The organism is Nonomuraea sp. KM88 (assembly GCF_052245635.1).
GTDB lineage: Bacteria > Actinomycetota > Actinomycetes > Streptosporangiales > Streptosporangiaceae > Nonomuraea.
Window position 1 is genome coordinate 59039 of record NZ_JBQQCC010000025.1, and the last position, 23146, is coordinate 82184.

The 23146-nt window shown below is 74.4% G+C and carries 14 protein-coding genes and 1 pseudogene; 11 read left to right on the forward strand and 4 right to left on the reverse strand.

Translation table 11 applies throughout. From position 1 onward, the window contains the following. Positions 1-150 precede the first annotated feature (150 nt). From ACTWPV_RS44245 to ACTWPV_RS44280, 8 genes are all read left to right on the forward strand, one after another. Positions 151-2208: a hypothetical protein gene (locus ACTWPV_RS44245; protein ID WP_443156374.1), complete on the forward strand. Its 2058-nt coding sequence runs from the start codon at positions 151-153 to the stop codon at positions 2206-2208. Further along, the gene (locus ACTWPV_RS44250) at positions 2201-4162 is read left to right on the forward strand and encodes a TOMM precursor leader peptide-binding protein (protein ID WP_443156375.1); all 1962 of its coding nucleotides are present in this window, start codon (positions 2201-2203) and stop codon (positions 4160-4162) included. The genes ACTWPV_RS44245 and ACTWPV_RS44250 overlap by 8 nt, the downstream gene beginning before the upstream one ends. Before the next feature lie 40 nt (positions 4163-4202). Continuing rightward, entirely contained in the window at positions 4203-5879 is a 1677-nt protein-coding gene (locus ACTWPV_RS44255) for a SagB family peptide dehydrogenase (RefSeq protein ID WP_443156376.1), read from the forward strand. A 114-nt stretch (positions 5880-5993) separates the two neighbouring features. Then, positions 5994-6170: a hypothetical protein gene (locus tag ACTWPV_RS44260; RefSeq protein ID WP_347622853.1), complete on the forward strand. Its 177-nt coding sequence runs from the start codon at positions 5994-5996 to the stop codon at positions 6168-6170. Positions 6171-6289: 119 nt separating this feature from the next. Then, on the forward strand, positions 6290-8890 hold the full coding sequence (locus ACTWPV_RS44265; RefSeq protein ID WP_443156377.1) for a lantibiotic dehydratase: 2601 nt from the start codon (positions 6290-6292) through the stop codon (positions 8888-8890). Next, positions 8887-9897 (forward strand): lantibiotic dehydratase C-terminal domain-containing protein, encoded by a 1011-nt coding sequence (locus tag ACTWPV_RS44270; protein ID WP_443156378.1) that lies wholly within the window; start codon positions 8887-8889, stop codon positions 9895-9897. The genes ACTWPV_RS44265 and ACTWPV_RS44270 overlap by 4 nt, the downstream gene beginning before the upstream one ends. Then, on the forward strand, positions 9894-11030 hold the full coding sequence (locus ACTWPV_RS44275) for a thiopeptide maturation pyridine synthase (RefSeq protein WP_443156379.1): 1137 nt from the start codon (positions 9894-9896) through the stop codon (positions 11028-11030). The genes ACTWPV_RS44270 and ACTWPV_RS44275 overlap by 4 nt, the downstream gene beginning before the upstream one ends. A gap of 152 nt (positions 11031-11182) precedes the next feature. Then, complete coding sequence (locus tag ACTWPV_RS44280; protein ID WP_443156380.1) at positions 11183-11905, forward strand: VOC family protein; 723 nt, start codon at positions 11183-11185, stop codon at positions 11903-11905. 30 nt (positions 11906-11935) lie between these two features. On the opposite strand, the gene ACTWPV_RS44285 is transcribed toward ACTWPV_RS44280, so the two are convergent. The 4 genes from ACTWPV_RS44285 to ACTWPV_RS44300 form a co-directional block, all read right to left on the reverse strand. Then, positions 11936-12604 (reverse strand): response regulator, encoded by a 669-nt coding sequence (locus ACTWPV_RS44285; RefSeq protein WP_443156381.1) that lies wholly within the window; start codon positions 12602-12604, stop codon positions 11936-11938. Then, positions 12601-13689 carry a sensor histidine kinase gene (locus tag ACTWPV_RS44290; protein WP_443156382.1) on the reverse strand — a complete coding sequence of 363 codons (1089 nt, stop codon included), beginning with the start codon at positions 13687-13689 and terminating at the stop codon, positions 12601-12603. The genes ACTWPV_RS44285 and ACTWPV_RS44290 overlap by 4 nt, the downstream gene beginning before the upstream one ends. Before the next feature lie 151 nt (positions 13690-13840). Then, positions 13841-14977: an alpha/beta hydrolase gene (locus ACTWPV_RS44295; RefSeq protein ID WP_443156383.1), complete on the reverse strand. Its 1137-nt coding sequence runs from the start codon at positions 14975-14977 to the stop codon at positions 13841-13843. An 85-nt stretch (positions 14978-15062) separates the two neighbouring features. Further along, the gene (locus ACTWPV_RS44300; protein ID WP_443156384.1) at positions 15063-16181 is read right to left on the reverse strand and encodes a serine hydrolase domain-containing protein; all 1119 of its coding nucleotides are present in this window, start codon (positions 16179-16181) and stop codon (positions 15063-15065) included. A gap of 108 nt (positions 16182-16289) precedes the next feature. Between ACTWPV_RS44300 and ACTWPV_RS44305 the strand changes: the two genes are divergently transcribed. The 3 genes and pseudogenes from ACTWPV_RS44305 to ACTWPV_RS44315 all read left to right on the forward strand — a co-directional run. After that, positions 16290-16973, forward strand: coding sequence for a TetR/AcrR family transcriptional regulator (locus tag ACTWPV_RS44305; RefSeq protein WP_443156385.1), 684 nt, complete (start codon positions 16290-16292; stop codon positions 16971-16973). A gap of 206 nt (positions 16974-17179) precedes the next feature. Beyond that, a complete protein-coding gene (locus tag ACTWPV_RS44310) occupies positions 17180-18190 on the forward strand; it encodes a 3-oxoacyl-ACP synthase III family protein (RefSeq protein ID WP_347649439.1) in 1011 nt (336 codons plus the stop codon). Between the two features lie 158 nt (positions 18191-18348). After that, positions 18349-23088, forward strand: a pseudogene (locus tag ACTWPV_RS44315) (beta-ketoacyl synthase N-terminal-like domain-containing protein); the annotation flags it as partial. Positions 23089-23146 lie beyond the last annotated feature (58 nt).

Here is a 23146-nt window from a genome sequence, read left to right on the forward strand (position 1 = left end):
TGACGGAGAATGCTCACGGTCTGGCGGCTTATCCGGTAAGTGACATTCCGTGAACACAAACAGAATTTCGCGATTATATCTGGATTCAGATGTACATCAAAGAGGTTTTATGGGTTTACATAAACGGTTTCCGTTTCTAACATCGCGGTTATGGGAGCGCTCCCAAACGCCGATCCGGCGATGAGACCGCAGCTACGCGACGACGTACGGTTCGTCGAATGCCCCGACGGTGCTTACGTGCACAGCGACTACGGTGCGTGCACACTGCGAGGGCGGCAGGCGTACGCCTGGCTGGCCAGGCTGGCACCCGCACTGACCGGCCGCCACACCCTGGCCGAGCTCACGGCGCAGCTTGCCGGCGACCGGCGGGCCATGGTCGAGCGGCTGGTGGGCCAGCTCGCCGAACAACGGTTCGTGGTGGACGCGCGACAGGCGCGGCCGCACGGGCTGACCGGCGCCGAACTGCGTGCGTACGCGGAGGAGATCGCCTTCATCGGCTACGCGCTCGACTCGCCGGAGTCGCGGTTCGAGCGGATACGGCGCACCCGCCTCGTGCTGACCGGCGCGGGCCCGCTGCTGGAGGCGCTGGCGGGGGCGTGTGCCGGCTCGGGGTGGCGGCGCGTCACAGTGATCTGCCCCGCTCCTGAGGCGGCCGTCAGGGCCGCGGACGCCGCCCGCCGCGACCCTGGCCAGGAGATCAGGACGCTCTCCTCCGCCGGCGACGCCGGCGTGGTCCGCCGGACGATCGCCGACGATGCCGACGTCGTGCTCCAGGTGAGTGCCGACCTCGACGAGCTGGTGGCGACGGCCCGCGCGTGCGCGGCGGCCGGGGTCGTGCTGGGGCAGGCCCTCGTCGCCTCCGGTGAGGTCTGGCTCAGCCAGGTGGGACGGCCCGCGGTGACAGCGGCGGAGTCGGGCTGGCACCGGCTGGCCGGGCTGCCCGCCGCGGTTCCGGCCCCACCGGAGGAGGACCTGCTGTCAGGCCCGGTGCCCACGGTGGTCGCCGCCATGACGGCGCTCGCGTGCTTCGCTCACGTCACCGGGCTCGACACGGGCTCGGAACGCATGCTCACCAGGGTGGACCTGCGCACTCTCGACACGGTCCCGCACCGGTTCCTGCCCCATCCCCGGGCGGGCGCCCGTCCTGGCGCAGGCCCGGCAGCGATCAGCGGGCTGGCGGAGGCGCTGGCCGGGGCGCCGGGGACCGTCCCGGCGGAGAAGGCGGCATCCGCCGCCGACGCGGAAGGACTGATCGGCCTCACCGCCGAACTGGTCGGCTCCCGGCTGGGGCTGCTCGGCATGCTGGACGAGCAGGCGCTCACGCAGTCCCCTCTGGCGGTGTGCCAGGCGGTCGTCTCCGACCCGCTCGGCGTGCTGCCCGGGTGGGCGCCGCAACCGCAGGCGTACGGCTGGGGGCCGGACCAGCGCGCGGCCCGGCTGCGCTGCCTGCTCGCCGCCCTCGCCACGTACGGCCTGCTGGCCCTGGACCCCGGCGAGGAGGACGTGGTGTCGGGTGTGGAACTGCCGGACGGGCGGCCTCGCCGCGTGCCCGCGGCGGACCTCCGGCTCGCCGGCACCGGCACGCCGCACCCGCCTGTCGGCACCGGCGCCGGCCTGAGCTGGCCGCAGGCCCTGGCCGCCGGCCTTCGGGCCCACTGCGAGCACCTGCTGGCCACCCGCCTGCCTGCCACCCCCGATCACCACACCGCTCCCGAACACCACACCGGCCCGGCTCGCACAGCCGCCCCGGCCGCCTTCCCGGCACCGGCGGCGGACCCCCCAGGGGAGGGCGTGCCGCTGACACCTTCGGGAGACCCCGTCGCCGAGGCGCTGTTGCGCCAGCTCACGCTGGCCGGTGAGACCCCGCGGATCCGCGACCACACGGCCGTCCTCGGGGTGCCCGCCGTCGCCCTGACGGTCCCGGGCCGGGAGGCGCTCGTGTCCGTGGCCGCCACCGTCTCGGACGCGCTGCGCGACGGCCTGGAACGGCTGCTGCTGCGCTGGCAGTCCAGGACCACCCGGCAGCACGCGTACGCCGGGGCCCGTCCCCTCTGGCCGCCGGACGGCGACCCGTCCCAGGCCGTGCAGACGATGGCCGGGGCGCTGCGCCGCGCGGGCAAGGTGCCGGTGGCGGTGCCGCTCGACGGCGATCCCGAGGCGGCCAGGCTCCTGCCCTTCGTCACCCGAGTCGTCCTGCTCGATGGCTGAGGCCACCATCACCACGGTCCCGTCCGCCCCGGACCCTGACCTGGTGACCGTCCTGGGCGGTGGCCGCCTGCACGCGGCCATCAGGGAAGCCCTCACCACCGGACCGGGAGGCGGCGCCATCGTCGTCGCGAGCGACGCCGACGACGTGCGGCCGTACCCCGCGGTGGCGCGCCGCGCGGCCGGGCGGGAGGTGCCGTGGCTGCCGGTGCGTGTCGAGGCCGGCTGGGTGCTGGTGGGCCCGTCGGTCCGCCCGTCCCGGCCCGGCTGCCCGACCTGTGTGGGACGCAGACGCGCCGGCAACCGGCCGGACGCGGTGGCACGTGACGCGCTGCGCGCCTTGTGGGCCGCCGACCTCGACTCGCGGCCCAACGCCCTGCTCACCCCGCTCGTCTCACGTACGGTCGCCGCGCTGGTCGCCGACGAGGTGCGCCGGCTGCGGCACGACCCCGGCTCCGCGCGGACCGTGGGCGCGCTGCTGAAGGTCCACCTGACGACGGCCGCGGTGCGCCGCCATCCGTTCCTGCCGGACCCGCTCTGCCCGGACTGCGGGGCGCGCCCTGACGACGGTCCACATTCCGGACGGTACGTCTCGCGCCCGGCGCCCAAGCCGGACCGGGGGACCTTCCGGGTCAGCGGGATCAGCGGCCGGGAGGCGGAACTGGAACAGCGGTTCGTCGACGCGGAGACCGGCATCGTGCAGGCCCTGATCAAGGAGGAGCACGGCGGCGGCCCGATGGCCGTCGCTCGGCTCAGCCCGGCCCGCACCGAGCACGAAAGTCACCACGGCTACGGCCGCAGCGACGACTTCGCCTCCGCGCGGGCCACCGCCGTCGCCGAGGCGCTGGAGCGTATCGCGGGCATCCACCCGCGTGGCCGGCGGACCGCCGTACGCGCCGCGTACGTGGACATCGCCGACCAGGCCCTCGACCCGCGCACGCTGGGCCTCTATCCCGACGACTGGTACGACCAGCCGGGTTTCCTGTTCACCCGCTTCGCCCCCGAGCGCCCCACGACCTGGGTGTGGGCCTACTCCTTCACCCGCGACGCCCCGGTGCTGGTGCCGGAGAGCTACGCCTTCTTCGGCCCCCGCCCGGCGGACGACCTCGGCTTCGCCTACGAGTGCTCCAACGGCTGCGCCCTGGGAGGCCACCCGGCGGAGGCGATCCTGTACGGCCTGCTGGAGGTGGCGGAGCGGGACGCGGCCCTGGCCACCTGGTACGCCCGGATGCCCATCCCGCGGGTCGACCTCGGCTCGGCCGCCGACCGCCGCATCCCGATGCTCGCCCAGCGGGTACGGGACCGGCTGGGGTACGAGGTGCACGCGTTCGCGGCGCTGCTGGAGCAGCGGGTGCCGGTGTTCTGGGTGATGGCCGTCGACGCGCTGGGCCGGCCGGACCGGCCGCGTGCGCTGTGCGGGTCCGCCTCGCACCTGGACCCGGAACGAGCGCTCCGCCGGGCGCTGGAGGACCTGGTCCCGATGCTGACCGGCCATGTCGAGCGCTACGACCCGGTGTCGTCGGCGCGGCTGGCGGCCGACTCCGACGAGGTGCGGCTGCTGGAGCACCATCCGCTGGTCTACGGCCACCCGGACGCGTTCGGCCGGCTGGGCTTCCTGCCGCTCGAAGGATCCTCGCTGACCGTGGCCGAGGTGGCGGCCCGGGTGGGCTGGCCCGGGCACGACGACCTCTGCGCGGACCTGGCCGAGCTGGCCGGGCGCTACCTGGCCGGCGGGCTCGACGTGATCGCCGTCGACATCACCTCGCCTGAGGCGCGGGCATGCGGCCTGCACGCCGCGAAGGTGTTCGTGCCGGGGACGATGTCCATGACCTTCGGGCACCGCTACCGGCGCGTCCACGGCCTGCCGCGGCTGCTCAGCCTGCCGCGGCTCCTCGGCTACCGGGACCGCGACCTGCGGCCCGCGGAGCTGAACCCGTACCCCCATCCGTTCCCCTGACCGGTCTCCACGGAGGAAGCGAGGCGGACGCCGCGTGCACATGACCACGGCGACGAGCGCGCCAGGCGCGGCCACGAGCCGCTACCTGGCCGCCATGCGGAACCGGGGGCCGCTGTCCATCGACTGGGCGGCCGCGCCGACCCGGCACAAGCGCTACCCCGGCGCCGAACGCGTGCGGCTGCCCTGGACCGCCGGTGACGGCCCGGCCCTGGGCCTGCTCGGCGAGCTGCTGCGGGACCTGCTCGGCATGACCAGGACCGTGTGGTCCCACCACCTCGGCGACGGCGGCGAGCCTCTGGGACGGCCGCCCATGCTGCTCACCGGCCGGCCCGCGCCGTCGGGCGGAGGGTTGTACCCGATCGAGGCGTACGCGGCCGCGGGCGGGCCGCGCCTGCCCGGCCTGCCCTCCGCCCTCTACCACTACGACCCGGTGCACCACGTGCTGGAGCGCGTGCGCGACGACGACCACGTCCCTGCGCTGACCGGCCTGCTCACGGACGTCCCTGTGGACAGCGCTCCGGCGGACCTGGCGATCCTCCTCTCCGCGGTGTTCTGGCGGTCGATGTTCAAGTACGGCGACTTCGGCTACCGCCTGATCTGCCAGGAGACCGGCGTCCTCGTGGCCCAGGCGCTGGCCGTGGGCGGGCGGCTGGGGCTGGCCGGCCGGGCCCGCCTGCGCTTCCCTGACGGCGAGATCGACCGGCTGCTCGGTCTCGACGGCGTCCGGGAAGCCGCGCTGGCCGTGCTCACCTTCACCCTGCCGTCCGGCGGGGCACGGCCCCCGGACACCGGGCGGCCGCGCGCCTCCTCCCCGTCCGGGAGGCCGCTGCCGCCGTCGTCCCCGGCCGGGGAGCTGATGTCCCGGCCGGTCGCCGATGAGAGCAGACCGCTGCCCAGAACGATGCCCGACGGCCACGCCGCCGCCCTGCACCGGGCCTGCGCGTCCGCCTTCCCCGGCTCGCCACGTTCCGCGGACGCGCCGCGCTCCCCCGGTTCGCCTGAACCGGCCGTCGTGCCGCCGCCCCGGCCCCTGGTGCGCGCGGGCCGGGCGCTTCCGGCTCCCGAGCCCGCGGCCGGTGCCCACCCGGCCGCGGGAGTGCCGCGCCGCACGTCGCCGGTCGCCGGCTACCGTCCGGTGCCGCTCACGGGCGGGGCGCTCGGCGCGGTGCTGGCCGCGGCCGGCGGCGGCTACCCGGCCGATCTGCCCGGCGCCGGGGCGGGACCGGCCGCGACGGCGCTGTGCCTGCTGTCCCTGCGGGTGGAGGGCCTGCCCCGCGGCGCCTACTGGTACGACCCGGCCCGCCACACCCTCCACGAGCTGGCCGGGGCCGGCGAGGTGGAGGCCGTGGCCACCGGGCGGCTGCTGGCCAACACGCGGGTGGCGCTGCGCGGAGCCGCCGCCGCGCTGGTTCCCGTGGGCGATCCGCTCGCGGGCGCGAACCTGTTCGGGGACCGCTGGTATCGCATGCAGCAGATGGAGGCGGGCCTGGTCGCGCAGCGGGCAGCGCTGGCCGCCGCGGCGCTCGGCCTGGCCGCCCGCATCCACTCCGACGGCGCGAACGAGACCACCGACGAGGTGCTCGGCCTCGCCCCGACCTGCCTGAGGAGCCTGTCCTTCCTGGCGATGGGCACCCCACCGACCGGCGGGCCCCTGGTGGCCCGCCGCATCCCGGTCCTCGCCGACGAGGAGGTGGTGCCGGATCCGACGCCATCGTGACGCGTTCGGATCGACCGAGTTCATCAGCTGTGTCCATCAACTGTGTCCATCAACTGTGTCCATCAACTGTGTCCATCAACTGTGTTCATCACATCCCCATGTCAGGAGACACACATGTCGGAGAACCTCAAACTCGACCTGCGCGGCCTGGACGTCGACTCCATCGACGTCGTGTCGGCCGACTCCATCGTGGCGGAGGGGCACGGCGCCATCGAGACCGGCGCCTCCTCCTCCCCCGGCTACTGCTCGTCGTACCTGACGGCGATGAGCTGCTGGGCTCCGGAGCTGTAGAGCCGGCGTCGGCCCTCCGGTGAGCTGCGTACGGCCACCGGTATGACGAGCAGGGCCGAGGGCGCCCGTGCCGTGGGCGCCCTCGGCCCCTGACGAACCCCTTCGAGGAGCGCGTTCCTTTGACCTATGTAGCGCACGCCGTCCCCGTCGCGGCGGACGGCGACTCTGCCGGGCTCGCCGATCCCGATTATGCCCTGTCGCCCGTTCTGGCAGTCCGCGTCGCGGGGCTGCCGGTGGCCGGGCTCGACCGGATGCGCTGCACCCGGACGTGGCGGCTGGTGGACGAGCTGGCGAACGTCTCGGCCCGGCTGCGGCGGGAGGGCGCGGAACTGTCCGGTCCGTTGCACGATGTGATCGGCGGCGTGGCGGCGGGCCCGCTCAGGTCCGGGCTGGTGGCGCTGCGGCGCGCGGTGTTCGCGGGGCGCCGGCCGGGCGGCCCGGCCGCGTCCGCCGGGGTGCTGGCGGCGCTGCCCGCGGACCTGGCCGACCGGATCAGCGCGTGGACCACCCTGCGGCAGCGCGCGGAGACGTTGCGCGGCGCGCTGCCCGCCGTGCTGGCGGAGGAGTCGCGGGAGAAGACGGCGGTGCTGCGCGAGGCGGTGTCCGACGCCGGCTTCCGCCACGGCCTCGCCCAGGGCAGCGCGGTACTGGCCGGCCGGCTCGAAGCCTGGCTCGCCGGCCCCGCCGACCGCCCGCCGGACCGGCAGGAACTGCTGCGGCTGGCCCGCTACCTCGCCCGGGCGAGCGTCAAGACCAGCCCGTACGCCACCTTCACGCTCAGCGGCCTGGGCCGGTGGGAGGCGGACGGTCCCGCCGTGCGGACCGGCGGCGAGCCGGCCTGGCACGTCATGGTGGAGCTGGACCGGGCGGTCCTGCGCCCGCTGTGGGCGGCGCTCACCCGGCACCGGCGGGTGCGGGAGCGGGCCCGATTGCGCGTCAACCCGTCCGCCGCCGACGACGGCGACCGGATCTGGTTCCTCGGCTACGGGCACGGCGAGCCGCTGTCCGGGGTGGCCGCGAGCCCCGCGGTGCGGGAGGCTCTCGCCTGGGTGCGCGGGCGGGACTTCGCCACCCTGGCCGCAGCGCCGGGGGTCGAGCCGCTGGTCGACGCGGGACTGCTCGAACTGGTCCCGCCGTACGACGAGCAGGGCGCCGACCCGGTGGGGCGGCTGGCGTCGTGGCTGGCCGAGGACGGTCCGGCGCCGTACGCGCGGGCCGTCGGCCGGGTCGCCGAGGCGCTGCGCGACGGTGTCACCCACCCCGGCGACGGCGCACGCACGGCCGGGGACGTGCGGGCGGCGCTGAGCGAGGTGCTGCCGCCGGGGCCGTCGCTGCCCGGCAAGAACCTGCTCTGGCACAGCGCCGTCATCCCCGGCGTGGCCGGACGGCTGAGCGCGACGGCCTGGCGCGGGGTGTGCGACGACCTCGACGCGCTGCGCGGGCTGCTCGGCCTCTTCGACCCCGACCTGCCCGTCAAGATCGCCGCCACCGCGTTCTTCCTGGACCGGTACGGCCCCGGCGGGCGGATCGCCGCCGTGGACCTCTACCGCGAGATCCACCGGCAGGCGCCGGGCGAGGGCGGGGCGCTGCTGCGCGGCATGCTGCGCGACCCGGTCGCGGGCACGCGCGCGATACCGGGCGCCGAGCACCCGCCCGGCCTGACGCGGCTGACGGAGCTGCGGCAAAGCTTCTGGGAACGGGCCGGCGCCGGGCCCGGCGGCGGCGAGCCGGTGGTGGAGCTGACGGCGTCCCGCCTGGCCGCCATGGCGGAGAGCTGGCCGCGCTTCGTCCGGCCGCCGGGGTCGATCTGCTGTTACCTGCAGGCCGTGCCGGGCCCCGGCGGCGTGCGCGCGGTCGTCAACTCGGTCTCCGCCGGGTACGGGCGCGGGCTGTCGCGGCTGCACCGGCTGGTCACCCTGGCCGGAGGGGAGGCGCCGCCCGCCGCCGGCCTGCGGGCGGCGCAGGACGGCGTCATGGTGGCCGAGTGCCGCGGGCTCGTCGGCGGCGGCCTCAACGTCCGCCCCGCCACCGCCGACCTCGCCCTCGACCACCCCTTCACCGCTCCCGACGCGCACCTCCCGCGGGTTTCGCCTGCGGAGCTCGTGGCCGGCTACGACCCCGGGTGCGACCGGCTGACGCTGTTCGACGGTGCGGGCCGCCCAGTCAAGCCGGTCCACCTGGGCATGACGGCCCAGTACTGGCTGCCGCCGTGGTTGCAGTTCCTGGTGCGGGCGTTCGGCGAGCCGTCCACGGCGATGGTGCCCGGCTGGGTGTTCCGCACCCGGGCCGAGCCGCCGGACGAGGGCGTGGTGGAGCGCTGGCCGCGGATGGACCTCGGGCGGGTGACGGTCGCGCGGGCGGTCTGGCGGCTGCGAGCCGGGGCGTTCCCGGTGCCGGCCAAGGGCGAGGGCGAGGCCGCGTACCTGCCCAGGCTGGCCGAGTGGCTGGCGCTGCACGGAGTGCCCCGCCGGTTCTTCGCCCGGGTGGTGGATCTCCGGCGCGGCCTGCTGGCGGGCCTGCTGAGCAAGGACCGCAAGCCCATGTACGTGGACGTCACCGACCTGCTGCTGCTGACCGGGTTCGTCCGCACGTTGCGCGACCCCGGCGCGCTGCTGGTACTCGAAGAGGCGCTGCCCGACCCCTACCAGGCGCCCCGCTACGGCGCGGGCGGCCGCGTCACCGAGTACGTCGTGCAGCTGTCGGAAAGGCCGGGCCGATGACGGCGGCGCGGGAGGACGCGGCCACCGGTGACGGCTGGGTCGGCGCGCACCTGTTCCATTTCGGCGACCTCGACCCGCTGATCACCGGCGTGGTGGACCCGGTGACGCGGGAGCTGGCGGCGGACGGCACCGCGCGCCGCGCCTTCTTCCTGCGCTACTGGGAGGGCGGCCAGCACGTGCGGCTGCGGCTGGAGGTGCCGGACCCGGCGCTGCGGCCGCGCGTCCAGAACCTGGTACGCGAGCGGGCGGCGGCCCACTTCGCCGCCCGCCCGTCCCCTTCCGTCGACGCGGCGGCCTACCGCGCCTTCGCCGCCGCCATGGCGAGGGGCGAGCGGCGCACGCACTACGACGAGCGGCTGTACCCCGCCGGCTCGGTCGCGTTCATCGGCTACCGGCCCGAGCACGAGGCGTACGGCGACGCCGCCTGCGTGGCCGCCGCGGAACGGCATTTCGCGGTGTCGAGCGGGCTCGCGCTGGACGTGTTGCGCGCCGGGACGGAGATGGGCCGGCGGGCGGCGATCGGGCTGGCCGCGCTGACCATCGCGGCCGCCGTGTGCGAGCCCGACCTGGCCGCCGCCGCGCGCCGCCTGGCCAGGGCCGCCCGCGAGGCGCCGGGCGCCGGTCTCGCCCCGCTCGCTCCCGGCAGCGAGGAGGATTGGCGGCGCCGCGAGAGCGCCCTGCTCGCCCAGACGCGCAGGTTGTGGGACACGCCCGAGTCGGGCGGCGACCTGCTGGCCGCGTGGGCGTCGTCGGTGCGCGCGCTCCGCGACGACCTCGACGCGCTGCGCTCCGCCGGCCGGTGCGCGCCGCTCGACCCGGGCTCGCCCCACGCGTTCTTCGCCCTGGCCGCGCCGCCGGAGCGGCGCACGGTGTCGCTGATCCTGATGCGCTGCGCGCATCTGCTCCACAACCGGCTGGGGCTGCGCGCAGGAACCGAGCAGCACATGTCGTTCCTGGCGGGCCGTGCCATCGCCGGCCTCGCCGACGCCCGGAGGTGGTCCCCTTGACCGGCTTGCCCGATTCCGACGCTCCCGCCTGGCACTGCGTGCACGTCCACTACCACGCGCCGGACAAGGACGGCCTGCTGCTGGACGCCGTACGGCCGCTGCTCGACGGGCTGCGCGGCCAGGTGGCGGCGGCGTACGTGCTGCGCCACTGGCGGCAGGGCCCGCACCTGCGGATCAACGTCAAGGCGGAGCCGGCCGTCTGGCGGCGGGTCGTGCGCCCGCGCGTGGCCGAGGTCGTCGGCGGCTGGCTGCGCGAGCACCCCTCGACGGCCGTGCTCGACCCGGCCGACAGCCTGTCCAGGCACCGCCTGCTCGCCCTGCGCGAGCAGGAGCGCGGCCCGCTCACGCCGTGGCCGCCGGACAACTCCATCCGCGACGCGCCGTACGACTCTCGCCGGCACGTGCTCGGCAGCGACGAGGCGGTGGACCTGCTCACCGCGTTCTACGTCGATGCCACCCCGCTGCTGTTCGGCATGCTGGAGCACGTGCGCGCGGGCCGCGACAGCAGGATCGGGCTGGCGCTGAGCCTCATGCTGACGATCGCGCACACCTCGCAGCGCATCGACCGCAGCTACCTGTCGTTCCGGATGCACGCGGAGGGATACCTCACGTGGGCGGCAGACCCGGATGGCGCCCGCGCCCTCTTCGAGCGCGGCTTCAGGGAGCGGCGCGCGGCCCTGACGCAGCGTGTGCGCGAGGTCGTCGCCTGCCTGGACGACGGCGGCGCCCCGGCCGTCCCGTTCGTACGGGAGTGGGCGTCCCTGCTGGAGCAGTACCGCAGGCGGGTCGCGGCGCTGGACGACGGCCGGCTGATCCAGCCGATGATCGGGCCGGGCGAGGCCCTCCGGGTGCGGCCGGGCGACCCGCCGGCGCCGCACCGCGAGCCGAGCGAGCTGCAACGCCTGGTCTTCGACAATCCCGCCTACCACGAGGCGATCTTCGCCGACCCCGCCTTCCGGCGCTACCGGGTGCTGCTCAACTACACGTACCTGCACCTGACGCGGCTCGGGCTCACCCCGCTCGACCGGTTCAGGACCTGCCATCTGCTGGCCGACGCGGTGGAGGACGTCTACGGCCTGTCAGGGCTGGACGCCCTGCGCCGCTTCGCCGGCCGCCCGGCGGCCGCCGGCTGACGTCGATCCTGCGACGGCGGTCGAGCACGCCTGGGGTCGCCTGAAATGCGTTGGCTTCGTACGCATCGGCTGGGCTAGCGTTGCTGCCGTCACGCGCCAGGACGACGCGCTTCCGCCCGCGTCCCGGCGAGTCAGCGGATAGGAGACGCCGGATGGCTGCCCAGCTCGTCGCGCTCTGCATCGATGCCAACGACCCGCCCGCTCTCGCCCGCTTCTGGGCCGGGGTCCTGGGCTGGGAGATGGTCGACGACCCCCACGACGGGCTCGTGCTCGTGCCGGGCGACGACACCGGGTTCCGCATCCGCTGCCTGCCGACCCAGGAGAAGAAGACCGCCCCGAACCAGATCCACTTCGATCTGACCAGCGCGACCCACGACGACCAGCAGCGGACGGTGGACAGGGTGCTCGCGCTCGGCGGGCGCCACATCGACGTCGGCCAGCGCCCCGAGGAGGGTCATGTGGTGCTCGCCGACCCCGAGGGCAACGAGATGTGCGTCATCCCGGCGGGCAACAACTTCCTCGCCGACTGCGGGTTCGTCGGAGCGCTCTCGTGCGACGGCACGCAGGAGGTCGGCTACTTCTGGAGCGAGGCGGTGGGGTGGCCGCTGGTCTGGGACCAGGACCAGGAGACCGCGATCCGCTCGCCGCACGGAGGTCCGAAGATCACGTGGGGTGGTCCTCCGGTGGCGCCGAAGACCGGGAAGAACAGGCTCCACTTCGACCTCGCTCCGCCTGCCGGCGGGGATCAGCAGGCGGAGGTCGACCGCCTGGTCGCCCTCGGAGCCACGCGCGTCGACATCGGCCAGCGCGAGGTCAGCTGGGTCGTGATGGCCGATCCCGACGGCAACGAGTTCTGCGTGCTGGCCCCCCGATAGCGTTCGCCGCCCCGCATCGCGCGGCGGCCCCTACGGACGCCCGTGGCCGGGCGTCACCAGCCCGGCCTCGTAGGCGACGATCACCGCCTGGGCCCGGTCGCGCACGCCGAGCTTGGCGAACAGGTCGCTCACCCGGTTCTTCACCGTCGACACCGACAGCCCCACCTCCTCCGCGATCTGCGCGTTCGACAGGCCACGCGCGATGAGCTCCAGCACCCGCAGCTCGCGCTCGCTCAGCACGGACAACTCGGCGGGCGTCACGACCGCGCGCGGGCGGGACGGGCGCACGAAGGTGCCGATCAGGCCGAGCAGGAGCCGGGGCGCCACCGTCGCCTCGCCCCGGTGCACGATCCTGATGCCTTCGATCAGCTCCTCCGGCGACACGTCCTTGGGCAGGAAGCCGGACGCCCCCGCCCGCAGCGCCGCCACCACGTGCTCCTCCAGGTCGAACGTGCTCAGCGCGAGCACTCTGACCTCCGGCAGCTCGGAGATGATCCGCTCGGTGGCGGCCACCCCGTCCATGTCCGGCATGTGCAGGTCCATCAGGACGACGTCCGGACGCAGGTCGTGGCTGAGGCGTACCGCGTCGAGCCCGTCGGCCGCCTCCCCCACCGGGGTCAGATCGGGTGCGGTGTCGAGCAGCAGGCGCAGCCCGACGCGGACGACGGCGTGGTCGTCCACGAGCAGTACTCTGATCACATCGTCTCCGGCAGCGGGATGCGGGCGTGTACGGTGAAGCCTCCCTCAGGGGAGGGCCCGGCGCGGATCTCGCCGCCGCACAGCGACACCCGCTCGGCCATCCCCGCCAGCCCCAGTCCCTGTCCGGCGGTGCCAGGACGGGCCGGCCCGTCGTCGTCGATCTCCACCTCCACCCGATCGGGCAGGTACGCCAGCCGCACCCGCGACCGGGCCCCGCCCGCGTGCTTGCGCGTGTTGGTGAGCGCCTCCTGGACGATGCGGTAGACCGCGTGGTCCACGGTCGTCGGCAGGACGACGGCCTCACCCGAGACCTGCAGCGTGGCGTTGCCCGACGCGTCGACGAGCGCGGGCAGCCGCGCCACCCCGACGCCCGCCTGGTTGTCGATCGGCTCGCCGTCGGTACGCAACACGTCCAGCAGGCGGCGCATCTCCGTCATCGCCTGGCGGGCCGTTTCCTCGCCGGTGAGCAGGGCGGACCGGGCACGTTCCGGGTCGGTCGGGATCGTCCGCCTGGCCACGCCCATGTAGAGGCCGACCACGCTGACGTGGTGGGCGATCACGTCGTGCAGTTCGCGGGCGATGCGGCGGCGTTCCTCGCGTACCGCGCTCTCGGCGACCTGCTGCTCGCGCCGCTGGGACAGCTCCGCACGCAGGCGCTCGGCGTACCCGACCGCCACCGGGTACGCCGGGGCAAGCGTGACGGTCAGGAACATCAGGAACGGGGCCGTCGCGGGCGCCGGGCCGAGGACGACGACGCCGCCGGCCACGGCCAGCACCGCCGTGACGATCGACGTCGGCGCCGAGGTGTGCCTGCCCACGGCGAAAAGGGCGATGAGCATGGCGCTGACCGGCGCGTCGTACGTGGGCGGCTGTATGCCCACCAGGTAGAGGACGGCGACGAGAGCGGCCACGACGATCGGATGCCGCCGGCGCGCCGGCATCAGTCCCGCGGCCGCCACCGCGATCAGCACCACCCTGCCGTCCAGCCCCGCGGCGGGGGAGCCGAGAAGCTCCGCCGCCAGCACCACCGCGGCGATCGCGGCGTCTCCCGTCCAGGGACGGCTCTTCCAGGCCTTGACGATCATTTCTCCAACGCATCACGAACGGCGGCCGCATGGCAATCGCCGGACCGGCCGGCTCGTGATCCCTGGACGCTCCCGCGGCCGGTGGCGGGACGCACGGCGCCCGCGCGGCGGGTGCCTCCAGGATCGGGCGGACCCGGCGTCACCGCGCCGCTCACGCTGCACGCCGCGTCCCCGTCACCGCGATGTGGGTGATCCGCGTCAAGGTGCGGCTGCCGGGCCGCAGGTAGGTGTGATGCCAGGCGTCGCCGGCGTCGACGACTCGTGCCCCGAACCCGGCGCTCACGGGATCGGCGCCGAACCCGAACGGCCCGATCCGCAGGCCGGCGCGGAGGACGTCGTCGTTGCTGCCGAGCGCCGCCCAGACCCGCGCCGACGTGTGCAGGTCGGCTGCCTGTCCGACGCCCAGGCCAGGGCTGCCGGTGACGATGAGATCGCGCACCGGCGAACCCCCCGCGACGGCACGAGCGCACACCACCGAACCATAGCTGTGGCAGACCAGGCTGATCCGCAGGGTTCGCGGCAGCGCGGAGAGGAGGGATCTCAGCCGCCGCGCCCCTCTGTCGGCGGGCCAGGTGGTGAGGATCTCCGGGTGGGCGAGTGACGGGGTGTCGTAGCCCAGCCAGCCGATCACCGCGGTCCCCGGCCCCAGCGTGGCGGCCTCGTCGTAGAGCGCGCGGGCGGCCCGCCCGGGGCTTTCCTGGGAGTCGTCGAAGGCGGCCAGGCTCTGTCCCGAGCCGGGAACGTAGACAATGGCCCTTCGCGCGCCGGCGAGATCTCCTACGACCTCGATCGCCTGGCCGTCGCCCTGACGGCTCAACGCCAGGAACTGCCGGCCCGGCCACGCGTCACGTTCGTAGCGTTCCTGGAGCGCGCGGGCGGTGAAGGCGGAGGGAAGGGGCAACTCGGCCGCCACCGGCCGGCAGGCGGCGGCCGTCCCGGCGGCGAGCGCGGCGGCCAGCAGCACGGTCCTGAGCAGCCGCGTGCGCGGGGAAGCGGTGGTGCCCGGTTCCCGCGCACGCGCGGCGCGGTCTCGCGAGAGGGGCTCCACGCGTTCGTACGCGGTGACGGCGTACGGGCGCACCGGGTGATCGTACGTGTCGATCTCAAACGGCTCGGCGTCATACCGCCGCGGGTCGGGAACGTGGTGCATCCACTCGAAGAAGCGGCGGAGAAAGCGGCCGTGAACGGAACCGGGCAAGAGGGAGGCGGCTCGGAAGAACATCCTGTGCAGGCGAGCGCGGACGTCGGGCATATATGCCAGCCTGCTGACGCCGGTGCCGCGCTTCATCGGCGTCAGGAACGATCTCTCACCGGGACCTGGCTCCCGCCACCGCGGCGTCTGCGGTACTCCGGGCCCTAGGGCTCCGGCGGGATCAACCGCCCATCGCCACTCCGTAGAGGGCCGCGAGCGCGTCGTCGATGGGATGGGGCTGCGGTTTCCCCGAGGCGTCGAGCCTGTTCCACCTCTGCAGGTTGAGCGCGACGGACATCTGCCGCCCGCCGTCGGCGCGCGTCATGGACAGTGTCCCGCCACCCCAGACCGTGCCGCCGTGACCCCAGAAGGTCCCGCCGCCGGGGACCTCCGTCGGGTGCAGGCCGAGACCGTAGTCGATCACCTTTCCCTCCTGGGAGACGACCGGGACGGTGCGCTGCATCTGCGCCAGCGACGACGGACTGACGATCTCCCCGGCCAGCAGCATGCCGAAGAAGCGGTTGAGATCCGCCATCGTCGATATCAGCGAGGCCGAGGGCCCCACCCACGACATGTCGTAGACGCTGTAGTCGCGCGGCGGGTCGATCATGCCGAACCACGCCTCGTAGATCTGCGAGTGCGGCCCGTGGACGTGCGGTCCGTCCGGGAAGCGGGTGTCCGGCAGCCCGGCGCGGTCAATGACGTTCCGGGTGATCAGCTTCTCCGCGGGAACGCCGGTCACGTGTTCCAGGAGCCGGCCGAGCAGCAGGTAGTTGGTGTTGGAGTACACCCCGGGGGTGCCGCCCGGCGCGCCGACGGCGGGCGCCGTGACTCCCATCTCGATCAGATCGGCGGGCTGGAACCGCGTGAGCCGGTGGTCGTCCAGGCTTTGCGGCCCCGTGTCCGCCAAGGAGGGGAACGCCTTGAGGGACGGGTAGGCGTGCGGGAGGTATTCGGCGAGGCCGCTGGTGTGGTTGATCAACATCCGGACCGTGATCGCGTCGCCTCGGTCTCCCGGGACCAGCCGCGGCAGGTAATGGCCGATCGGCGTGTCCAGCCCGATCTGGCCGCTCTCGACCAGCTGCAGCACCGCGGCGGCGGTGAAGGTCTTGGTGATGCTGCCGACGCGGTGCCGCATGTCGGCCGTGACGGGACGGCCGGTGGCGACGTCGGCGACCCCTGCGGCGCCCCGCCAGACCTGGGCGCCGTCACGCACCTCGGCGAACACTCCGGGCACTCCCGCGCGGTGGACGTTCTCCATGGCGGTTCGCAGCGCCACGGCGTCAAGGGGGTCGGTCACGATGCGTGTCCTCTCGTCATGAGTGGATGGACGGTCTCCTCCATTATGCACGCGGTGCGTGCAACAGTGAGTGCATAGGTTAGGTTGGGTTCGGATGAGAGGGGTGACATGACAGGCCGACGGCGTTGGTCGACCGAAGAGATCCTGGACACGGCGGCGGAGCTGCTACGCACGAGCGACGCCGAGTCCTTCAGCGTGCGCCGGCTCGCCGCAGCCCTGGGGACCGACTCCTCCAGCCTCTACCGGCACTTCCGCAACAAGACCGAGCTGTTGCGCGCGGTCACCGACCGCATCCTCATCGCCGCCATGGACGGCTACCACCCCGAGGGCGACTGGAAGCAGCGCATCACCACCGTGGCCACCCGGTTGAGGGAGGCCTTCGGCCGGCATCCCCAGGTCGCCGTGATCTGGGCACGCTACGTCTCGGGCGGCACCGGCTCCCGGCTGGTCATAGAGGAGACGCTGACGGCCCTGCGGGCGTCGGGCCTGCCCGACGAGGAGATCCCGGCGCACTACCACCGGCTGGCGATCCTCCTCGCGGCGTTGATCTCCTCCGAGGCGGCGGCCGGCAGCATCACCGCCGAAGAGCACGAACAGGGCCTCGAGTCGTTCCGCGTCGCGGTGCTGGGCGCCGACCCCGCGCGCTTCCCCGCCCTGGCCCATTTCTCCCGCGACATCCGCCCCCTGTCCGACAACCGCCACGCCGTGTTCGAAGCGATCCTCGCCGCCCAGCTCAGCGCGATCGAGGCCAGGATCCCCCGGCCCGCGCCGGGCTCCGGAACCGGAACCTGAACGCGCCGGCTCCCCGAGCCCTCGTGACGGCGCGGGTCAAGGCCGGGCAAGCAAGGTCGTCTCCTCGGCGGTTCCCCTAGGTCCGCGGCCGGATCCTGCCTATCGTGAGCGCCTGTTTCCTAGGAGAGCGGACGCGGCATGCTCGATCGGCGATCTCGGAGCCGCCGCGCGGCCATGCGGTCCGTACGTGTGCAGGGCGGAGCGGAATGAGCAAGTCACGATACTCCCGGGTGGCGGGGGTGGCGGCGCACCTGCCGGCGGACAGCCTGACGACGGAGCAGCTGGAAGACCTGCTGGCCGAGCGCAACCCCGGCATCGACGTTCCGCGCGGCCTGATCGAACGGCACAGCGGGGTCAGGCGCCGCCATGTCGCCCCGCCGGAGTGCATGGCATCGGACCTGGCGGCGGAGGCGGCGAGCCGGCTGCTGCGGCAGACCGGGCACACGCCGCCCTCGATCGACCTGATCATTTACGCGGGCGTGTCCGGCGACGCCGTCGAACCCGCGACGGGACACATGGTGGCGGCCAAGCTGGGCGCCGGCTGCCCCGTCTTCGACGTGCGGGACGCGTGCAACAGCGTCCTGCGGGCGATTCACCTCGCCGACGCGCTCATCACCGCCGGCCATCACCGCACGGTCCTCATCGTCTGCGGCGAGGTCATCACCTCGAGCATCCGGTGGCACGTGGAGTCGCAGGAGGACTTCGAGCCGGCGATCCCGTCCTACACGGTCTCGGACTCGGGCACAGCGCTGCTGCTGGAGCTCAGCGGCACCCCTGGCGTGCTCGGGCACGCGTTCGGCGCGAACTCCGCGGACTGGCGGGCCTCCATCATGCCGTTCGTCCGCGACGCCTCCGGCGGGTTCCGCACCGGGCCTTTCACCATCGACTCCGTGGGCCTGGCCATCGGCGTGCAGAAGCTGGACTTCGGCGTGCTGCGGCAGCCCCTGGCGGAACGCGGGCTCGGCTGGGACGACATGGACGTGGTGTGCGTGCACCAGCCGTCGCTGGCGGCGCTGCACTGGGGCTGCGAGCTCATGGGGGCCTCCCCGGGCAGGGCCGAGGTGACGATCGTCGACCACGGCAACCTCGCCGCCTCCACTCTGCCGATGCAGTTGCACCTGGCCGAACGGGCCGGCCGGCTCAAGCGGGGCGACCTCGTCGCCCTGGTGGGCGTGGCCAGCGGGCTCAGCGCCGGCACCGTGCTGCTGCGCTGGTAGGAGCCGCGGAGGGCGCATCGCCCGATCGGCGCGTACGGAACCGCCGCGCCGTGGCGGGCTCACTCGTTGCGGTCCCCGCTCTCATCGCATAGTAGTTGATCGTTTGCGATGAGTGACATCGAGGGGGCTGGCGGATGAGCGGTACGAAGGGGACAGACATGGCGGTGATCGGCGTGGGCTGCCGGCTTCCGGGCGGCATCACCGACATGAACGGCCTCTGGCAGGCCCTGGAGCAGGGCTCCGACCTGGTCGGGCAGGTGCCGCCCGACCGCTTCGACGCCGACCGCTTCGTCGACGAGCACACGCCCCGCCCGGGCAAGAGCTACACGCGGGCCGGCGGATTCCTCGACGACATCGCCGGCTTCGACGCCGCCTACTTCAAGATCTCGCCCAAGGAGGCGGCCGCCATGGATCCCCAGCAGCGCCTGCTGCTGGAGATGACGGCCGAGGCGCTGGACGACGCGGGCGTGGACCCGGCGGGCCTCGCCGGAAGCGACACCGCGGTGTTCGTCGGCATCTCCGACACCTCCTACGGCTTCCAGCAGATGCTGGAGAAACAGGACGTCACCCCGTACACCATGGCGGGCGCCACGCTGTCGATCGCGGCCAACCGCATCTCCCACACCTTCGACCTGCACGGCCCCAGCATGGCGGTCGACACCGCGTGCTCGTCCTCCCTGCTGGCGGTGGAGCGCGCCTACCGGACGCTGCTCGCGGGCACCAGCAGGCTGGCGCTGGCCGGTGGCGTGAACGTGCTGGTGTCGCCCGGCAGCTTCACCGGGTTCAGCCAGGCGCAGATGCTCTCCCCCACGGGCCGGTGCGCCGCCTTCTCCGCTCATGCCGACGGATTCGTACGGGCCGAGGGCGGCGGCGTGGTGGTGCTGAAACGGCTGGCCGACGCGTTGGCGGACGGCGACCGTGTCCACGGCGTCATCGTCGGCGCCGGCACCAACAACGACGGCCGCACCATGGGGCTGGCGCTGCCCAACCCCGAGGCGCAGGAGGCGCTGCTGCGCCAGGTGTACGGGCCGGACGCACTCGACCCGGACGACCTGGTGTACGTCGAAGCGCACGGCACCGGCACCCAGGCCGGGGACCCGGCCGAATGCGAGGCGCTCGGCCGGGTGCTCGGCCGTGGGCGCGCACGGGGGCCGTTGCCCATCGGGTCGGTCAAGTCCAACCTCGGCCATCTGGAGCCGGCGTCGGGCATGCCGGGACTGTTCAAGGCGCTGCTGGTGCTGCGGCACGGCAGGATCCCCGCCTCCTTGCACGCGGAGGAGCTCAATCCGCGCATCGACTTCGACGGCCTCAACCTGTCGGTGGCGACGAGGGCCACCGCGGTGAGCGCACCCGTCGGCGGGCGAGCGCTGGCGGGGGTGAACAGTTTCGGTTTCGGCGGCAGCAACGTGCACGTCACCCTCACCACGCCGCCCCCGCCGGCGCGCCTTCCCGGGCCCGCGCCGAGCCCGGGGACGACGCTGCCGGTGCTGGTGTCGGCCCGGACGGACACGGCGTTGCGGCAGGCGATCGAGCGCACCGCCGACCGTCTGACGCGTCTGGGCGACGACGAGGAGGCCTGGTACGACTGCGCCTACACCTCCACCCGCCGCCGGGGCGGCCACCCGCGCCGGGCGGTGGCGCTGGCGGACTCGCCCGCGCAGGCGGCCAGGGCGTTGCGCGGCCTGCTGGCCGATCAGCCCCGCACGGGCGGCCCCGAACGGGCACAAGGCCCGGACCGGACGGCGGGCCCCCAGCGGGCGCAGGGCCCCGAGCAGGCGGCGAGCTCCGAGCAAGCGACCGGCCAGGAGGCACAGGACGCTGAGCGAGGGCGGGGCGTGGCGGCGGTGGTGGACGCGGCCGAGCACGGCCGGGTGGTGTTCGTCTTCTCCGGCAACGGCTCGCAGTGGGCGGGCATGGGCGCCGACCTGCTGGCCACCGACGAGACCTTCCGCGCTGCCGTGCGGGAGGCCGACGCCGCGCTGCGGCCTTACCTCGGCTGGTCGGTGCTGCGCGAGATGGAGCAGCCGCCCCGGCAGTGGCGGTTGTCGGCGACGGAGGTCGCCCAGCCCTTGTTGTTCGCCGTACAGGCCGGGCTGCTGGCCGTGTTGCGCGCGGCGGGTGTCCACCCGGAGGCCGTGCTGGGCCACAGCGTGGGCGAGGTCGCGGCCGCCTACGCCGCCGGGGCGTTGTCGCTGGAGCAGGCCGCGCGCGTGATCGCGGCACGCGGCACGGCGCAGGCCGCCACGATGGGAACGGGCCGGATGGCCGCCGTCGGGCTGCCGGAGGAGCGTGCCCGCGCGGTGCTGGCCCGCTGTCCGGACGTGGAGGTCGCGGCGGTCAACACCGATCGCGACGTCACGCTCGCCGGGCCGGAGGGGCAGCTCAAGCAGCTCGGCGCGGACCTGGAGGCGGACGGCGTGTTCGTCCGCCACCTGGACCTCGACTATCCCTTCCACAGCGCCGCCATGGACGCCGTCCGCGAGCCGCTGCTGCGGTCCCTCGACGGGCTGCGCCCCCGTTCGGGCGGCGTCACGCTGCTGTCCACCGTGACGGGGCGCGAGCTGGACGGAAGCGAGCTGACGGCAGACTACTGGTGGCGCAACGTCCGCGAGCCGGTGCGGTTCGCGGACGCCGTCGACGGCGCGCTGGCCGGCGGCCACGACGTCTTCGTGGAAGTGGGGCCGCATCCGGTGCTCCGCTCCTACCTGCGCCGGATGACCGCGCGGGCCCGCCGGCGGGCCTGCGTGGTGCCGACCCTGCGCCGCGAGCAGCCCGCCGCCGTGCCGGCCACGGTCGCCGAGATCATCGCCGCCGGCGCCCAGCTCGACTGGGACGCCTACTTCCCGCGCCCGGGCCGGGTCGTGTCCCTGCCGCCCTACCCGTGGCAGCGCGAGCGGTACTGGATCGGCGGCCCCGACACGTGGGTGCGCTCCAGCGGCACAGGAGCGCTGCAACATCCGCTGCTGGGCGAGCGCCTGCCGGCCCCGCACCCCACCTGGCACGGCCCGATCGAACGCACGCTGGCGCCCTGGCTGGTCGACCACCGCGCGGGGGGCGTGCCCGTCCTGCCCGTCACCGGATACATCGAGATGGCGTTGTCGGCCGCCAGGCTGGCCATGCCGGAGGCCGGCGAAGCCGTGGAGGTCGACCGTGCGGCCGTCACCCGGGCGCTGGTGATCCCCGAGTCGGCCGACGCCCGGCCGCTGTACGCGCAGACGTCGTTGACGCCCGAGACCGGCGCGGTGGTCGTGACCAGCACCGACGATCTGGCGCTGCCGCCGCAGGAGCACTTCAGGGCACGTGTACGGCTGCTGCTTCGGCCCTGCCCGCCGCCGCTGGACCTGGCCGCGCTGCGCGCCCGCGTCACCGCCGAGGCCGACGTGGACGCCTTCTACCGGGACACCGCCCGCGGCGGGATGGCCTACGGGCCCTCCTTCCGGGTCCTGACCGGCCTGCGGCTGGGCGAGGGTGAGGTGCTGGCCGCCTACAGCGTGCCCGCGCAGGCCGAAGGCCGCTACCACGTGCACCCGGTGCTGCTGGACAGCGCGCTGCAGGCGGGGGTGGCCTGGCTGGTGGAGACCATGCTGCGGGGCAACGCCTTCATGCCCTCGGCCATCGGCGCGGTGCGGGTGTGGCGCGCCCCGGCCGCCGAGGGCGTCCTGCACGTACGCGAACGCGCGCGCGGCGACGACGAGGTGTGCTGGGACATCCTGGTGGCCGACCCCGACGGCACGGTCACCGTCGAGGTGGAGGGATGCCGGCTGCGGCGCACCCAGCTCAGCGCGGTCCTGCCGCTGGAGCACTTCCGCACCGAACTGCGCGCCCTGCCGCGCGAGAACACGCCCGCCGCGCCATGGCCGCTGGCCGGCCCCGTGGAGATCGTCGACGCGGTCGCCGGCAGGCTCGCCGATCTCCGTTCGGCCTGGCGGGCCCTGGACCACGGCCGTTTCGCCGACCGTGCGGAGGCGTCGTTCGCCGTCGCCCTGGCCGCCGCCCTGGAGGACGTCGACTGCCCGGCCGGCCGGGAGATCGGCATGACCGACCTGGTACGGGCAGGGGTGACGGGCCGCGGCGTGGCGATGGTGCAGCACGCCCTTCCGCTCCTGGAACGGCACGGCCTGGCCCGGCGCCTGGGCGAGGCACGTTTCGAGCTGGCCGGCCCGCACCGCGACGGCCCAGCCGCCGGACCGGCCGGGCGGGACGGGACGGCGGCGTTCTTCGGGCAGGCGACGCCGTTCGCCGCCGAACAAGCTCTGACCGCGCTGTGCGTCCGGCACCTGGTACCCGTCCTGCTCGGCGAGGACGACCCCGCCGAGCTGCTGCATTCCGGCGGGGGCGCCGAACTGCTGGACCAGGTGCACGACATCGCTCCCCTGTGCCTGCACGGCAACCGGCTCATTCGCGCCCTGGCCGGGGAGATCGCCGCACGCTGGCCGGCGGACCGGCCGCTGCGCGTCGTGGAGGTGGGCGCGGGGACCGGCGGCACGGCCGCCATGCTGCTGCCGGTCCTGCCCGCCGACCGTACCCGCTACCTGGTCACCGACGTCGACGAGGTGGTCCTGGCGCGGGCGCAACGGCGGCTGGCCGGGTCGGACGTCGTGGAGTTCCGCCGCTTCGATCTCGACGCCGGCCCCGCCGAGCAGGGCCTGCCTCCTGGCTCCTTCGACCTGGTGATCGCCGCCCACACCCTGCACCGCTCCGCCGACCTCGCGGGCACGCTCGCCCGCCTGTCCGGGCTCCTGGTGCCGGGCGGGCTGCTGCTGGCGGTCGAACCCCACCGGCCGCCCGTCGCGGCCTACGCCGGGATGCTGCCCGGCTACTGGGGCAACGCCGACCGCGAGCTGCGGCCGCACTCGCCGCTGGTCGAGGCCGGGCGCTGGCCGCAGGTGCTGGCCGAGGCGGGATACCGCGAGGTCGCGCACCTGACCGATGACGACGATCCCGGGCGCGCGGCGT

Bases quoted from the DNA above. Each gene is read 5' to 3' on its own strand.
- ACTWPV_RS44260 (WP_347622853.1), top strand. From the start codon at position 5,994: ATGTCGGAGAACCTCAAACTCGACCTGCGCGGCCTGGACGTCGACTCC.
- ACTWPV_RS44255 (WP_443156376.1), top strand. From the start codon at position 4,203: ATGACCACGGCGACGAGCGCGCCAGGCGCGGCCACGAGCCGCTACCTG.
- ACTWPV_RS44250 (WP_443156375.1), top strand. From the start codon at position 2,201: ATGGCTGAGGCCACCATCACCACGGTCCCGTCCGCCCCGGACCCTGAC.
- ACTWPV_RS44295 (WP_443156383.1), bottom strand. From the start codon at position 14,977: ATGAAGCGCGGCACCGGCGTCAGCAGGCTGGCATATATGCCCGACGTC.
- ACTWPV_RS44310 (WP_347649439.1), top strand. From the start codon at position 17,180: ATGAGCAAGTCACGATACTCCCGGGTGGCGGGGGTGGCGGCGCACCTG.
- ACTWPV_RS44270 (WP_443156378.1), top strand. From the start codon at position 8,887: ATGACGGCGGCGCGGGAGGACGCGGCCACCGGTGACGGCTGGGTCGGC.
- ACTWPV_RS44280 (WP_443156380.1), top strand. From the start codon at position 11,183: ATGGCTGCCCAGCTCGTCGCGCTCTGCATCGATGCCAACGACCCGCCC.
- ACTWPV_RS44245 (WP_443156374.1), top strand. From the start codon at position 151: ATGGGAGCGCTCCCAAACGCCGATCCGGCGATGAGACCGCAGCTACGC.
- ACTWPV_RS44305 (WP_443156385.1), top strand. From the start codon at position 16,290: ATGACAGGCCGACGGCGTTGGTCGACCGAAGAGATCCTGGACACGGCG.
- ACTWPV_RS44290 (WP_443156382.1), bottom strand. From the start codon at position 13,689: ATGATCGTCAAGGCCTGGAAGAGCCGTCCCTGGACGGGAGACGCCGCG.